Origin of the sequence: Mycobacterium sp. Root265 (assembly GCF_001428895.1) — a bacterium.
Taxonomy (GTDB): domain Bacteria; phylum Actinomycetota; class Actinomycetes; order Mycobacteriales; family Mycobacteriaceae; genus Mycobacterium.
Map to the genome: position 1 here is coordinate 1 of NZ_LMJA01000019.1, position 14,154 is coordinate 14,154.

General features: G+C 66.7%; 15 protein-coding genes and 1 pseudogene. 4 read left to right on the plus strand and 12 right to left on the minus strand.

Features of this window, described 5'->3' with window-relative positions:
- Positions 1–92: 92 nt before the first annotated feature.
- Entirely contained in the window at positions 93–533 is a 441-nt protein-coding gene (locus ASE48_RS16405) for a winged helix-turn-helix transcriptional regulator (protein WP_057168182.1), read from the minus strand.
- A 213-nt stretch (positions 534–746) separates the two neighbouring features.
- Between ASE48_RS16405 and ASE48_RS16410 the strand changes: the two genes are divergently transcribed.
- The gene (locus tag ASE48_RS16410; protein ID WP_057168183.1) at positions 747–1,667 is read left to right on the plus strand and encodes an NmrA family NAD(P)-binding protein; all 921 of its coding nucleotides are present in this window, start codon (positions 747–749) and stop codon (positions 1,665–1,667) included.
- Positions 1,668–1,765: 98 nt separating this feature from the next.
- Positions 1,766–2,680: an MBL fold metallo-hydrolase gene (locus ASE48_RS16415; RefSeq protein ID WP_057168184.1), complete on the plus strand. Its 915-nt coding sequence runs from the start codon at positions 1,766–1,768 to the stop codon at positions 2,678–2,680.
- Positions 2,681–2,962: 282 nt separating this feature from the next.
- On the opposite strand, the gene ASE48_RS16425 is transcribed toward ASE48_RS16415, so the two are convergent.
- From ASE48_RS16425 to ASE48_RS16475, 11 genes are all read right to left on the minus strand, one after another.
- Positions 2,963–3,718: an SDR family NAD(P)-dependent oxidoreductase gene (locus tag ASE48_RS16425; protein ID WP_057168186.1), complete on the minus strand. Its 756-nt coding sequence runs from the start codon at positions 3,716–3,718 to the stop codon at positions 2,963–2,965.
- The gene (locus ASE48_RS16430) at positions 3,711–4,517 is read right to left on the minus strand and encodes an IclR family transcriptional regulator (RefSeq protein ID WP_156409238.1); all 807 of its coding nucleotides are present in this window, start codon (positions 4,515–4,517) and stop codon (positions 3,711–3,713) included. Before ASE48_RS16430 ends, ASE48_RS16425 begins: the two co-directional genes overlap by 8 nt.
- Positions 4,518–4,586: 69 nt before the next feature.
- Positions 4,587–5,414 (minus strand): 5-dehydro-4-deoxy-D-glucuronate isomerase, encoded by an 828-nt coding sequence (gene kduI / locus ASE48_RS16435; protein ID WP_057168188.1) that lies wholly within the window; start codon positions 5,412–5,414, stop codon positions 4,587–4,589.
- An 18-nt stretch (positions 5,415–5,432) separates the two neighbouring features.
- On the minus strand, positions 5,433–6,392 hold the full coding sequence (locus ASE48_RS16440) for a 2-hydroxyacid dehydrogenase (RefSeq protein ID WP_057168189.1): 960 nt from the start codon (positions 6,390–6,392) through the stop codon (positions 5,433–5,435).
- 37 nt (positions 6,393–6,429) lie between these two features.
- The gene (locus tag ASE48_RS16445; protein WP_082614237.1) at positions 6,430–7,521 is read right to left on the minus strand and encodes an extracellular solute-binding protein; all 1,092 of its coding nucleotides are present in this window, start codon (positions 7,519–7,521) and stop codon (positions 6,430–6,432) included.
- Between the two features lie 40 nt (positions 7,522–7,561).
- Positions 7,562–8,662, minus strand: a complete 1,101-nt coding sequence (locus ASE48_RS16450) for an ABC transporter ATP-binding protein (RefSeq protein ID WP_057168191.1) — start codon at positions 8,660–8,662, stop codon at positions 7,562–7,564.
- Positions 8,663–10,411 carry an ABC transporter permease subunit gene (locus tag ASE48_RS16455; RefSeq protein WP_082614238.1) on the minus strand — a complete coding sequence of 583 codons (1,749 nt, stop codon included), beginning with the start codon at positions 10,409–10,411 and terminating at the stop codon, positions 8,663–8,665.
- Positions 10,412–10,486: 75 nt separating this feature from the next.
- Entirely contained in the window at positions 10,487–10,876 is a 390-nt protein-coding gene (locus tag ASE48_RS16460; protein WP_057168193.1) for a cupin domain-containing protein, read from the minus strand.
- Entirely contained in the window at positions 10,873–11,841 is a 969-nt protein-coding gene (locus ASE48_RS16465) for a C-terminal binding protein (RefSeq protein ID WP_057168194.1), read from the minus strand. The genes ASE48_RS16460 and ASE48_RS16465 overlap by 4 nt, the downstream gene beginning before the upstream one ends.
- Complete coding sequence (locus tag ASE48_RS16470; RefSeq protein WP_057168195.1) at positions 11,838–12,449, minus strand: bifunctional 4-hydroxy-2-oxoglutarate aldolase/2-dehydro-3-deoxy-phosphogluconate aldolase; 612 nt, start codon at positions 12,447–12,449, stop codon at positions 11,838–11,840. Before ASE48_RS16470 ends, ASE48_RS16465 begins: the two co-directional genes overlap by 4 nt.
- Positions 12,446–13,411, minus strand: coding sequence for a sugar kinase (locus ASE48_RS16475; RefSeq protein ID WP_162264241.1), 966 nt, complete (start codon positions 13,409–13,411; stop codon positions 12,446–12,448). The genes ASE48_RS16470 and ASE48_RS16475 overlap by 4 nt, the downstream gene beginning before the upstream one ends.
- Positions 13,412–13,619: 208 nt before the next feature.
- Between ASE48_RS16475 and ASE48_RS33435 the strand changes: the two genes are divergently transcribed.
- The coding region (locus ASE48_RS33435) for a DUF222 domain-containing protein (protein WP_442928727.1) at positions 13,620–13,897 on the plus strand (278 nt) is incomplete at its 3' end.
- A gap of 1 nt (position 13,898) precedes the next feature.
- Positions 13,899–14,154 (plus strand): annotated as a pseudogene (locus tag ASE48_RS33440) (hypothetical protein); the annotation flags it as partial.

Below are 14,154 nucleotides of genomic sequence, written 5' to 3' on the forward strand. Positions count from 1 at the left end.
GCACGCTCGGCGGCAGACAACACAATCTCAGCAGCATGAGGGGTCGGCACAACCCAGATTAACAACTAGATCGTAATTAATGACTCAGGACACTAGCCGAACTCGGCGGGGGCGCCGACTGCGCCGCCGCAGTGATCACAGACCATGTGGACGGCCAGTGGCTGCCCACAGTCATGGGTGGTCGACGTGTACGGGGCGTCGGGCGCCCATTTATTGCCCCATATCGTCAGCGCGGTCAATACCGGCGCGAGCTCGCTTCCGGCCTCGGTCAGGTGATACTCGTACCGCGGTGGGCGCTCGCTGTACTGGCGGCGCTCGAGGACGCCGGCGTCGACAAGCTTGTGCAACCGATCCGTGAGGATATCCCGCGACGCGCCGGTGTACTTCGCGATCTGATCGAAACGATGAGTGCCGTAGCTGATTTCGCGCACAGCCAGCAAGCTCCAGCGCTCCCCCAGGATATCCAGCGACGCCGCAATCGGGCAGGCCCGTGGCGTCGGGGTCCGCGGCTGCGGCGACCTTGTGGGTGACATCGGCCTCGGCGCCTTCCGTCAGATGAGTGAGTTGACTTCTCCAACCTACACCTCGACAGTTCACGGAAATGGTCGGTTGCGATTTCCAACCAACTATGCCTAAGCTCCAGTTGGTTGGATATTCCAACCTTCAAAACGACTTCAGGAGTAACCGATGACAACCGCTGTCGCACAGTGTGAACCGACCCCCACGACGGTGTTGGACGTGAACCGGTGAGCCCCGACGTCTACCTGATTTCCGGGGCTACCGGAAAGACAGGCTCACGCACCGTGGAACTCCTTCGCGCGCAGGGCGCGTCGGTGCGGGCGCTCGTCCATAGCCGTGACGAGCGATCCGAGCAGCTGAGCCTGCTCGGCGCCGAGGTCATCGCGGCCGATCTCTTGGACTTCGGCGCGGTGAGCTCCGCGATGGCCGGGGTGTCCGCCGCCTATTTCTGCTACCCGATCGACCCGGGCGGACTATTGGAGGCCACCGCGATCTTCGCTCAGGCCGCCGCCGAGGCCGGCGTGCGTTCGGTGGTCAACATGTCCCAGATCTCGGCCCGGCGTGAGGCCAAAAGTCATGCTGCCCAACAGCACTGGCTGAGTGAGCGGATGTGGGATCGCAACGCACTGATCACCACCCATCTGAGGCCGACGTTCTTCGCCGACTGGCTGCTCTGGCAGTGGTCACGCCGCGACGACCAGGGAACGCTGCGCCTTCCGTTCGCCGACGGACGTCACGCACCGATCACCAGCGCCGACCAGGCCCGGGTCATCGCGGCGATCCTGACCAATCCAGCACCTCACGACCGCCAGATCTACCCGCTGCGCGGACCAGTGGATCTGAACCATGCCCAGATCGCCGAGAAGATGGCACAGATCTTGGGCTTTCCGGTGCGCTACGAGCCGGTCGACATCGCGGATTTCGGGCGGGCATTGACGGCACAAGGCGCGACACCCTTCCTCATCCAGCATCTGAGCAACGTGGCCCAGGACTACCGCGACGGCATCTTCGCCGGCACCGACAATCTCGTCGAGGTGATCACCGGAACTCCCGCAGTGACCGTCGAGGAGTTCACCGCCGCCAATCGCGCCGCATTCGAGCTTCCCGGCCAGGAAGCGTCCTGGGAGACGGTGCGGGCCGAGAATTAGGGAATTCTCGGGGTCGGGAAAACTCTGCGAAAAGCGTGCGTTCGAGCGGGTAGAAGGGCAGCCCGCACCTTCGTCGACACGACGATCAGGAGAACACCATGAGCGTGGACAGCGTTGCAGATCTGGGTAGGACAGGGCTCGACGAGTTGGTGCCGTCGCGCTACGCGTTGCAGGTAGGCGATATCGATGTACTGGTGATCAGCGACGGCGTGCTGCCGATCACCGCCTCGACGATGGCCACCAACGCCGAACCGGCCGAATACTCGGCCTGGCTCAAGGACATGTTCCTGCCCCCGGAGATCCTGGACTGGCCGCTGAACGTGGCCGTGGTGCGCAGCGGCGGCAAGACCATCCTCATCGACTCCGGTCTCGGCACGGAATTCCCGGACTTCCCACGCGCCGGTCAGCTGAGCATGCGACTGGTGGCCGCCGGGATCGAGCCGTCCTCGGTCACCGATGTGGTGCTGACCCACCTGCACATGGATCACATCGGCGGACTGCTCGTCGACGGGCTGCGTAACAAGCTGCGCGCCGACCTGCGGGTGCACGTCGCCACCGCCGAGGCCGAGTTCTGGGCAGCTCCCGACTTCACCCGCACCGTCATGCCGGCGGCGATCCCGCCGGTGCTGCGGCAGACCGCCGCGCAGTTCCTCGACCTCTACCGCGGCCAGCTGCGGACCTTCGAGAACGAGTACGAGGTGGCGCCCGGCGTGCTGCTGCGCCGCACCGGTGGCCACACCCCCGGCCACAGCATCGTGCGCATCGAGTCGCGCGGCGAGGCGTTGACCTTCGCCGGTGACGCGGTGTTCCAGCCCGGGTTCGACAACCCCGAATGGCAGAACGGTTTCGAACACGATCCCGAGGAGTCGACACGGGTCCGGATCAAGTTGCTGACCGAGCTCGCCGCCTCCCGCGAGCAGCTGGTGGCCACCCACCTGCCGTTCCCCTCGGTCTGCCACGTGGCGGTCGCCGGCGGTGGCTTCCGGTTCATCCCGGCCACCTGGGACTACTGATCGATTCGTGTGGCACCGGACCTTGACCGGTCCGGTGCCACACGAAGTTCATCTGCTGTTCACCCACGCCGGTTTGGACTCGACGGCCTGCGGGGTACATGCGTGGCACAGGCGCGATACGGCGCCGTACCAACGAACCGAAGGCCCGCGCATGATCCCTTTCATCTGCACCAGCTGCGGACACATCGACATCGATTCCGCCGAATGCGTCACCTGCGCGCAGGCGCCCGCCAAGCAGAGCGCGACTGACGCCGCCGTCGCCTGATCCGTCGCGGCCACAGATCAGCGCGCCAGCCACCCGCCGTCGACGTTGACGATGGTGCCGTGGATGTAGCGCGCGTCGGCTGAGGCGAGAAAGGCCACCGCGCCCGCCATCTCGTCCGGGCTCCCCCACCGCGCCGCAGGAATCCGCTGCGAAATCTGGGTATTGCGTTCCGTGTCGGCGAGCAGCGCATCGTTCATGTCGGTGTGCACGTAACCCGGGGCGATCGCGTTGACGTTGACGCCCCGCCCGGCCCACTCGTTGGCGAAGGCCTTCGTCAGTTGCGCCACGCCCCCCTTGCTCGCGGCATATCCGGGCACCGTGACGCCGCCCTGATAGCTCAGCATCGACGCCACGAAGACGATGTTGCCGGAACCTTTCGCCACCATCTCGCGCCCGAGTTCGCGGGTCAGGATGAACGGCGCGGTCAAGTTGACCGCGATGACCTCGTCCCACAACTCATCTCCGTGGTCGACGGCCGGGGCACGCCTGTTGATCCCCGCGGCGTGCACCAGAATGTCGGCATTCATCGGCCCGATGACGTCGATCGCCGCGTAGAGGTCCGGCCGTGACTCCAAAGCCGCTGCGACGGGCACGAATTCCCGGCCCGCGCCGCGCACCCGGTCGCCACAGTTCTGCAGTGCGTCGATGGATCGTGCGATACCGATGACGTCGGCGCCGTCACGTGCCAGGCGTTCCGCAATCGCCAGGCCGATCCCCCGGCTGGCCCCCGTGACCACGGCGGTGCGCCCGATGAGCGGTGTCCGGTCAGTCACGCTCGGACGCTTTGGCCTTGATGTGGTGACCGAGCAGGCGCGAGATCGCGCCGGCGGCTTCGATCACCGCGCCGCCCAACCGGTCGTTGGCGCTGACATCGACACGGTCAGCCGGCCCACCGATGCTCACCGCGGCCGACACCGCTCCGGTGTGATCGAAGATCGGGGCGGCATAGCCCCTGATCCCCGTCCGGTTCTCCTCATCGTCGATGGCATAGCCACGCAGACGTGCATCGGAGAGGTCGGCCTGCAAGGCCTCCCGGTCACGCAGGGTGTTCGCGGTGCGGGGTACGAAAACCTCAGGCAGGTGCCGGGACAGGACGCTGTCATCCGTCCACGCCAGAATGGCCTTGCCGATCGCGGTCGCGTACGCGGGCACGGCATCACCCACCCGGCTGAAAATCCGCACCGGATGCGGTGAATCGACCAGCTCGATGTAGACGACGTCCTGACCGGTCACCACACCCAGGTGCGCGGTCTCCCCGGTGGCCGCCACGAGCGCCCGCATCTCCGGCAACGCCACCCGGCGCAGATCCAGCCGATGCAGATACTCAGACCCCAACTGCGCGTTGGCGACACCCAGGGCGTAGACGCCGAGTTCCTCGTTGTAGGCCAGGAAGTTCCTGGCGACCAACGTGCGCAACATGCGCTGGGTGGTGGGCTTGCTGTAGCCGAGGATGCTGCTGCACGCCGCCAACGTGAGCCCGGGCGGGGGCTCCTCGGCGATCCGCAGCAGGACCTGCAACGCCCGGTCCAGACTCTGGGTGCCCGCAATGGGCTCCGCTTCACTCGGCGTCATATCACCGTCCTCTTCCCGTTGCACCCGACTGCACGGAAGCCGCCGACTTCCGAAACCTTAACTGCGCGATCAGCACAGATCGCAGATCGCGACCTGATCCATGTCGGTGAAGGCCTGATTCTCACCGGCCATCACCCACACGAACGCGTAATTCGACGTGCCCGCCCCGAAATGCACCGACCAGCTGGGTGACACGACGAGGTTCAGATTGCTCATCGTGAGGGTGCGCAGTTCGTCGGGGCGGCCCATGAAGTGCTGGATGCGGTGCGATTCCGGCAGATCGAAGTACAGGTAGGCCTCCGTGCGCCGGTCATGCAGATGCGGCGGCATGCTGTTCCACACGCTGCCCGGCTCCAGTGCGGTGATCCCGAGGACGAGCTGCGCGGTGGGCACCCCGCCTGGCTGCAGGTGTTTGTAGATGGTGCGCTTGTTGGCGGTCTCGGTCTCGCCGGCCGCGGTGGCGTCCGCGTCGGCGAGGGTGACCAGCGTGTGCGGGTGGCTCACGTGAGCCAGCGCCGACGCCAGGAACAGCGCGCTGTCGGCCTCGGTGCCGGAGAATGCGATGTCGGCAGCGCCGCGACCCAGATATAGGACATCACCCTTGGACAGTTCCCATTCCTGCCCGTCGGCGCGCACTCGCGACGCGCCGGCCACCGCCACCACCGCGAGTTCGCGGCGTTCGCAGAAGGACTCGGAACGCAGCTCTGCGGGCACCGGCAGCGCGAGCCACTCGCCGACCGCAGGAACCGCTCCGCCCAGCACCATCCGGTCGTGATGGGTATAGGTGAGCCGGACTTCACCGGGTGTGAAGAGATCCTGGTTGAGGAATCGGTTCCGCAGGTCCTGGCCGTTGAGGGCAGCGAGGTCATCCGGGTGGGTGGCGTGTTGGATCTTCATTGATCTTCTCTCTGTCTGCTATTCGATGACGTTGGTGGGTGTGCCGGCGGCGAAGGCGAGGATGTTCTCCCCGGCCAGCCGAAAGACGTCGTCGGCCTCGTCGGTGTGGAAACCCACGTGCGCGGACAGCACGACATTCGCACCGGCGGGCGGCAGCGAATCCGGGTGCGGCGGCTCTTCGAGGAAGACGTCGATACCGGCGCCGAAAATGGCGCCGCGGGCCAGAACGTCGGCCAGTGCCGCCTGGTCGACGATCTCGGCGCGGGCGGTGTTCACCAGAATGGCGTTGGGCCGCAAGCTCTCCAGCAGCGGACGCGAGATGATGCCGTCGGTCTCCTCGGTGTGTGTCAGGTGCAACGACACCACATCCGAGTTGGCGAACAGCTCGTCGAGCTCGACCCGCCGGGCCCCGAGCTGTTCGTCACGGGCGGCATCGGCGGTGCGCGACCAGTACACGACGTCCATGCCGATGCCCTTGCCCAGGCTGATCATCCGGCTGCCGATCGCTCCGGCGCCGACCACACCGAGCCGTCGCCCGGCGAGCTTGAGGCCCTGCTTCTTCTCCCAGTGCCCCGCGCGGACGAGGTTGTCCCCCTCCGCGATCCGGCGGGCGGCGGCGAAGACGAGCGCCAGCGCATGCTCGGCAACGCTCTGACTGGCGAAGTCCGGAACATTGGTGACCGTGACACCGCATTCGGCGGCCTCGTCCATGGCCACGAAGCGGCGTGCCCCGGTGCCGACGAAGCTGACCAGTGTGACGGTGGGGTTGGCCCGCAGCAGTCCGGGCGGCACCGGCCCCTGATCGCCGACGACATACAGCGCGTCGTAGCCGGACGCACGGGCGATGGTGGCCTCGACATCGGCGAAAGACTCTTCGAACCAGTCGAATTGGTGTCCGGCGGCTTCCAGCGGTGCGGCGACGTCGCGCAGCACGATGTCTTTGTACTGCGCTTCTCCGTCGATGCAGACGATCTTCATCGTGGTCTTCCTAGGTGATTGATGGTTGGACCGGAGATCACTGACCGACCCAACGGTTGAACTGATCCACCACCGTGTCGAGATTGGTGGCGTAGTAATCGGTGTCCTGCGTGATGGCGCCGGACACGTTGTCCCCGATGGGCAGGAACTGCCGCACCTCTTCGGGGAAGTCATCGGGCTTCACGTCGGTCACCGACGCCGGGATCGGGGTCGGGATCTTGGAGGCGAAAGCGATCTGGCCTTCTTTGTTGTTGATGACGTTGGCCAGCAGTTCCTGGGCGGCGGCCTGATTGGGGGCATCGGCGGGGATGGCCCACACACTGTTGGAGTAGCCGGCGCCGTTCCAGCTGATCTCCATGGGGAATCCGTTGTCGGCCTTGGCCGATGAGGCGCGGTTGGCCCACAGGATGCCGATATCGCAGGAGCCGTTCTCGAACGATTCGATGGACTGGGCACCGCTGGTCCACCAGGTGATGTCCGATTTGATCTCGTCGAGCTTGCCCAGCGCGCGGTCCACGTCGAGGGGGTACAGATCGGCGGGAGCGACGCCGTCGGCGAGCAGTGCGGCCTCCAGCGTCCACCCGTACTGCGGGTTGTTGAAGAAGCACCGTTTGCCGGGGAACTTCTGCAGATCCCACAGATCGCTCATCGACGTCGGGGCCTGATCGTAGGCCTCGCCGTCCCACGCCAGCACCATGCCGAAGGTGCCGACCTGGATGCCGTGCTCGTCGTAGGTGCCTTCGGTGAGCTTGTCGACCGGCACTTTCGCAGTGTCGATCTCGGCGAGATAGCCTGCTTCCGCGGCATTTCGGGCGTCGTTGACGGTCGGGAAGAACACCAGACTCCACGGCACCTGCCCGGCTTCGGCGGCGCCGAAGAACTTGGTGGCGGCTTCGTTGTAGTCGTCGGTGACCGTCACCCCGGTGTCGGTGGTGTAGTCGGCGAACAGTGTTTCGCTGAGTTGGGTCCAGACGTCGCCGCCGCTGGTGTCGTAGAACAGGATGTCGCCCCCGGCGGCCGAGCCCTCGTCCGATTCCGAGGATCCGCCCGAGCCGCACGCGGTGACCGCCAGCGCGGTGACAGCCAGTGCCGCGGCCACCCGCTGAGCGCGAATACCGTTGATTCCCATGATGTTCCTGCTTTCGTGAGGTGCGTGGAGGGTGGAGGGCTCAGAGCGTGCGCGGGATGAGTGCGGCGTGGCCGGCCCGCACGCAGGCGCCGACGACGTCGCCGGGTTTGGGGACCCGACCGTAGGGATCGAGGTCGGCGGTGACCTCGGAGCCGTTGATGGTGATGTGGACGCTGTGCCGCTGCCCGAGGAAGCGCGACACCGTCACCTCGCCACGGCCCAGGAGGTCGTAGCCCTCGGGCGGTGCGTCGCTGCACAGCGCGATCTGTTCCGGCCTGACCACACAGGTCGCCTCGGCGTCGGTGATCCGCTCGCCGACCCTGGCCCGCACCCGATGCTCGCCGCGGGCGACGGTGACGATGTCATCGGTGCGTTCCAGGATGTCGACGTCGAACAGGTTGGCCTGTCCCAGGAATCGGGCGACGAAAAGGTCTTTGGGGTCGCGGTAGATGTCCTCGGGCCGCCCGATCTGGCAGATCCGGCCGTCACGCATGACCCCCATCCGGTCCGACAGGATGAACGCCTCGTCCTGATCGTGGGTGACGTAGATGGCGGTGGTGTTCGACTGTTGTTGAATGCGACGGACTTCGGCGCCGAGGTCCTGGCGCAGGGCGCGGTCGAGTGCGCCCAGCGGTTCGTCGAGCAGCAGCACCCGCGGGCCCTGGGCCAGGGCGCGGGCCAGCGCCACCCGTTGCTGCTGGCCGCCGCTGAGCTGTCCGGGTGCGCGGTCCCCGAGTCCGCCGAGGGCCACCAGTTCGAGCATCTCCTGGACCCGGCGGTGACGTGCGGCGGTGTCCAGCCGGCGCACCTTGAGCCCGAACTCGATGTTCTGCGCGACGGTGAGATGCGGGAAGAGCGCGTAGTTCTGGAAGACGAAGCCGATGTCGCGGTGCTGGGTGGGCACCTGGGTGACGTCCTGGCCGTCGATGTCCACGCGGCCGCGGGTGGCGTCGAGCAGGCCGGCGATGATCCGCAGCAGGGTGGTCTTGCCCGAACCGCTGGGGCCCAGCAGCGTGAAGAACTCGCCCGCCTCGACGTGCAGGTCGGCATCGTCGAGCGCGGGCACGCCGTGGTAGTCGAGGCCGACCGCGGTGGCGGTGACCTCGCCGCGGGACCCGCCGGCGCCTGATGTGCTGCCCATTTATGACTCCTGAACCTTCTGGGCACGCTTGTTCCGCACCACGGTGAAGACCCCGCGGATGGCGAGGATGACGACGACGGAGGTGACCAGCAGCGAGGCGACGGCCGGCACCGTGGGGACGATCCCGCTCTCCAGGTACTTGTAGATCGTCACGGGCAGGGTCTTGGTGGGACCCGTCTGCAGGAACAGCGCCAGGACCACTTCGTCCCAGGACGTGACGAAGGCGATGACGAACGCCCCGGCCACACTCGGCAGGATGGCGCGCACCACGACCACCCAGAAGGCGCGGGTGCGGGACGCGCCGAGCGTCCACGCGGCTTCCTCCAGCCCCCGGTCGGCACCGTTCATGGCGGCCGAGATCAGCGCGAACGACAGCGGCGCGGCAATGATGGTGTGCGCCAGGATCAATCCGCCGACGGTGCCGGTGAGCCCGAGTTGCAGTTGCACGTCGTACATCCCGATCGCGAGCAGGATCGCCGGGGTGATGATCGGGGCGAAGGCCAGCCCGGAGATGAGGGCCTTGCCCGCGGTCGAGGTCATCGAGCGCATCAACCGGGCCAGCACCAGGCCGATCGCCACGGACAGCACACCGGTGCCCGCGCCGACCACCAGGCTCTGCCCGATCGGCCCCAGCCAGGTCGCGGTGGTGAACACCTCGGCGTACCACTGCAGGGTGAAGCCACGGGGCGGGAACACCACGGTGCCGGTCTCGCCGATGGACAGTGGGAAGACGAACAGGACGGGGACGACGAGGACGGCGATGGTGATGAACGACACGACGGCCGAGCACACCATGGGGACCGACCACCGGAACGGCTGTTCGGCACTGACTCCCTTGACCTGCACCGAGCCCACACCGACTTTGAACTCACCGGTGAGCCGGACGACCCCGATGTAACAGATGACGGTGGCGACCAGCAGCAGGATGCCCATCGCGCTGGCGATGGCCCAGCGGAACACGTCGATCTGCTGTTGGATGTAGACCGAGATGGTTTGTTCGGTCGGGCCGCCGAGGATTGCCGGCACGAGGAAGAAACCCAGCGCCAAGATGAAGATCAGGAGGCCACCGCTGATCAGGGACGACCGGATCAGCGGGAGGTAGATGGTGAAGAAGGTGCGGGCCGCAGACGAGCCCATGGTGCGCGCGGCGAGCAGCAGGTTGTTGTCCACTGCGACCATGCCGGCGTAGAGGACCAGAATCATGTACGGCAGCAGGTACATCACCGTGCCGACCAGCGTGCCCACCGGTGTGTACAGCAGGTTCAGTGGGCCGAATCCGAGGAAGATGGACAGCTGGTTGAGTGGACCGTTCGGGCTCAGGATCGAGGTCACCGAGAACAGCCGCACCACGATCGAGATCCAGAACGGCACCAGGACCAACAGCAGCACCAGCGTCGCGGTGCGCCGCCGCAGGCGTGAGATGAAGTAGGCCGTGGGAAAGGCGAGCAGGATCGTGATCAGGGTCGAGTTGACCGCCAGCACCACCGTGCGCCATTCGACGAGCAGCAGGAAGTCATCTTGGAAGAGCTGCCCGTACGCGTCGAAACTCCACTTCGGTGCGGCGGCGTCGAATCGGCCCTTCTCGCTGATGCTGCGCAGGAACACCGTCAGGATCGGCCAGACGAAGAACAGCGCGTACACCACGATGACGGGCAGCACGAGGCCCAGCCGGACTGTGCGGGGGCCGATCACCGATCGGCGTGCGCCAGGTGTTCCGATGGCGCTCTGTACTGTGGTTTCGCCGGACATGTTTTCACCTCCCTAGGATTTTGGAACACCGTACCAATATTGCGTTTCTGAAATGTGTCGTTTGGATATTTGGAGTTAACTCGTTGGACCCGTTGATGTTTCCGTGCCGACGCCGGGATAGACGGCGTAGATCTTGCGCACGGTCTGCACCACGTGCCACTCCCCACTCCACCCCGGCCGCAGCGACACGGTGACCCCGGGACCGATGTCGGTGACCGTGCCGTCCGCGTGCGTGAGCGTGCCGCTACCCGCGATGAAGTGCATGACCTCGCCGATATCGGGCTTGGCGGACAGGAAACGGCCGGGAGTGACTTCCCAGACCCCGATCTCGAGATCGCCGACGGCGACGATCACCTTCTCGGCGCACTGCGGGGAACCGGCGACCACCCGGGCCGGTGGGTCGGAGGGCTCCAGTGGCAGCGACTCGGCGTCCAGGACGGCGAAGAGCGCATGATCAGCAGTCATCGGATTTCCTCTCGGGTGCGACCGGCCAGCGCCGGACCATTGACGATCGACGGCGCCTCTTCACCGACCAGGACCGCTGCGCATCGGGATGCGAGCAGTCCCCGTAGGCGCGGTTCGGAACTGTCCGAGTACCAGGCGAGGTGATTGGTGACGATGAGGTTGGGCGCACCGAGCGCGGGATCGTCGGCGGCCGGCGGCTCGGTCTCCAGCACGTCCAGCGCGGCTCCGCCGAGCGCTCCCCTGCTCAGCGCGTCGGCGAGTGCTCGGGAGTCGACGAGCCCGCCGCGAGAGACGTTGACCAGGTGGGCATTCGGCTTCATCAACGCCAGCGCGGCAGCATCGATCAGATGATGGGTGCCCTCGTTGAGCGGGAGGTGCAGCGTCACCACATCGGACGCGGACAGCACCGCATCCAGCGGAAGCCGCTCGATATCTGCGACGTCCTCGGCGTATGGGTCGAAGGCCACCACCCGCCCGAAGAACGGCCGCAGCAGGCGGAGGGTTTCGCGGCCGATTCGACCCAGCCCGATCACGCCCAGCGTGGACTCCGACAGCGCCGGGATGGGCTTGAGGTCACGCCAGTATCCCCAACCGCCTTTGCGGATCAGTTTGTCGGCCTCCGAAATTCGCCGCACGGACGCCAGCGCCAGGGCCGCGGCGTGGGTGGCGACCTCTTCCTCGCAGTAGTCGGGGACGTTGACCACGCGGATACCGCGGGCGGTGGCTGCGTCGATGTCGATGGTGTCGAAGCCGACGCCGTAGCGCCCGATCGCCCGCCAGCGGGGATGCGCGTCCATCTCCTCGGCCCCGATGGTGGCGAACTGCACCAGCACACCGTCGGCGTCCTGTGCGCCCCGGTCGTCGTCGCGGGCGTCGAAGACCCGCACCCCGGCCTCCGCGGCGGCGGCCAGTTCGACGGAGATGTCGCCGTAGGCGGTGTCGAGTACCGCCAGAGTCAGGTTCACAGGTGGGCCGCTTTCACGAGGGCTTGGGTCAGGGTTCGGACTTCGTCTGGATCAGATGAGGCGGCCAGCGCTCCACCGAGACCGACGACGCTCACCCCGGCCGCCAGGTAGTCGGGGACGGTGCCGATCGAGATGCCGCCGGAGGCAAGGAATTCCACTTCGGGGAAGGGCGCACGAAGATCGCGCACGTAGCCGGGCCCCAGGCGCGCGGCGGGGAACAGCTTGAGCAGCGGAGCACCGCTGCGCAGCGCGGTGTCCACTTCGGTGGGCGTCAGCACGGCGGGCACGTGCAGGATGTCGTGCTGCCTGGACCACTGCGCCACCTCGGGTGCCGCGGCGGGCGAGATGAGGTACTGCGCCCCGGCGGCGGTTGCGGCCGCGGCCTGGGCTGCCGTGCGCACCGTTCCGGCGCCGACGAGCAGCTCGGGGTGCCGTGTTCGTAGCCGGGTAATGGTGTCGGTGGCATCCCGCGCGACGAGGCTGACCTCGATCGCGCCCAGACCGCCCTCGACGAAGGCGTCGAGCACGGCCTCGGAGATGTTCTCGGCGCGCAGCAGGACCAACGCCCGTTCCCGCCGGAGACGGTCCAGCGCTTCAGCGGAGGTCATCGCACCATCGCCGCGGTCGGATCATCAATGACAGAGCGCAATTCGCCCTCCGAGAAGGCGGCAATATCGCCGTCGAGGGTGCAGGCCATTGCGGCCAGTGCCACCCCTGCCGCCAACGCGCGCTGCGGTTCCTCGCCCGCGGTGAGGCTCCAGATCAGGCCGGCGGTGAACCCATCGCCCGCGCCGAACCGGTCGATGACGGTGGTGGCGGGGGCAATTGCGGACCACTCCCCCTGCGCAGAGGCCGCGACGGCACCGTTGGCCGAGTCGGTCAGCACGACGAGATCGGCATCGGGGGCGTATCGCTCGCGCAGCGTGTGTATGCGCTGCGGCGGTGGGCCGTCGACGCCGAACACCGTGTGTGCATCGCGCGCCGCGCACACTACGACGTCGGCCGATCGCAGCAGCGGGGTCAATGCCGCCGCTGCCGCGGCCGGCGACCAGAGCAGTGCCCGGTAGTTGATGTCGACGACGACACGGATGTCCCGTGCGCGTGCGGCCGCGACCAGCTGCACCAATTGCGTTGCGGGACCGGACCCCAGGGCAGCGGTGATGCCGCTGACGATCAGGGTGCCGACGCCGTCCAGGGCGTCGTGGTCCACGGCCGCGGCGGCGAACGCGGTGGCCGCCCGGTCGTAGACCACACGGTGCGCCCGTGGTGCGCAGGCGTGTTCGACGAAGTACAGGCCCAGCCGCGCGTTCGGTACCCGCTGCACGTGGTCGGTGAGCACGCCGCGGGAGCGCAGTTCGGTGATCACCCGATCGCCGAGCAGCGAGTCGGGAACGGCGCTGATGTAACGCGCCGGGCGGCCGAGTGCGGTCAGCGCAACCGCGACGTTCAGTTCGGCACCGCCGACCGCCACATCCAGCGTGCCGACCCGGTCGATCTGGCTGCCCGCACCCGTACTGAGCCGCAACAGCGGCTCACCATAGGTGGCGATCAGGGCATCGCTGACAAGCATCGGAACCTCGCATTCGATTTTGGAATACCGTTCCATAAAATTGAGACGCGGTCAACGCTAGTTCAGATTTGACTGAGCATCATGGCCCTCCATCACCGCGACCGAACTTGTCGGACCCCCCGACTAAAATCGTGATATGCCGCCTCCCACAACCGCTTACGCCGAGCACGTGCCTCCGGTGCGGCGTATCGAGGTGTTGTTCGAGGAGATGGGTGAGCTGATCGGGCAACGTAATGCCCTCGATGGCCGGTTGGTGGAGATCATCGCCGAGATCGACGGGAGAGGCACGGATGACGGCAACTCCTTGTGGGGTGCCACAGGGTGTCGTTCCCTGGAGGCGTTGGTGGCCTGGAAGACCGGTGTCTCACCCCGTAACGCCGACACCATGGTCGCCATCGCCCACCGCATCGACGAACTTGAACGCTGCGTCACAGGGTTACAGGAAGGACGGGTGTCGCTCGATCAGCTCGGGGTCATCGCCGAACANGGTCGCCATCGCCCACCGCATCGACGAACTTGAACGCTGCGTCACAGGGTTACAGGAAGGACGGGTGTCGCTCGATCAGCTCGGGGTCATCGCCGAACATGGCGGCCAGGGCTGCGATGAGCACTACGCCGAACTGGTGCAGTACGCCACGGTGAATCAGTTGCGCACCGCGGTCAAACAGGAACCCCGCCCCGAACCAGAGTCCAAGCCCGAACCGAAACGCAAGATCACCATGATCGAGGGCGACGATTCCACG

Coding starts and splice junctions, on each gene's coding strand:
- ASE48_RS16460 (WP_057168193.1), bottom strand. CDS start 10,876: ATGACTGCTGATCATGCGCTCTTCGCCGTCCTGGACGCCGAGTCGCTG.
- ASE48_RS16470 (WP_057168195.1), bottom strand. CDS start 12,449: ATGACCTCCGCTGAAGCGCTGGACCGTCTCCGGCGGGAACGGGCGTTG.
- ASE48_RS16445 (WP_082614237.1), bottom strand. CDS start 7,521: ATGGGAATCAACGGTATTCGCGCTCAGCGGGTGGCCGCGGCACTGGCT.
- ASE48_RS16430 (WP_156409238.1), bottom strand. CDS start 4,517: ATGACGCCGAGTGAAGCGGAGCCCATTGCGGGCACCCAGAGTCTGGAC.
- ASE48_RS16475 (WP_162264241.1), bottom strand. CDS start 13,411: ATGCTTGTCAGCGATGCCCTGATCGCCACCTATGGTGAGCCGCTGTTG.
- ASE48_RS16415 (WP_057168184.1), top strand. CDS start 1,766: ATGAGCGTGGACAGCGTTGCAGATCTGGGTAGGACAGGGCTCGACGAG.
- ASE48_RS16405 (WP_057168182.1), bottom strand. CDS start 533: ATGTCACCCACAAGGTCGCCGCAGCCGCGGACCCCGACGCCACGGGCC.
- ASE48_RS16450 (WP_057168191.1), bottom strand. CDS start 8,662: ATGGGCAGCACATCAGGCGCCGGCGGGTCCCGCGGCGAGGTCACCGCC.
- kduI (WP_057168188.1), bottom strand. CDS start 5,414: ATGAAGATCCAACACGCCACCCACCCGGATGACCTCGCTGCCCTCAAC.
- ASE48_RS16455 (WP_082614238.1), bottom strand. CDS start 10,411: ATGTCCGGCGAAACCACAGTACAGAGCGCCATCGGAACACCTGGCGCA.
- ASE48_RS16440 (WP_057168189.1), bottom strand. CDS start 6,392: ATGAAGATCGTCTGCATCGACGGAGAAGCGCAGTACAAAGACATCGTG.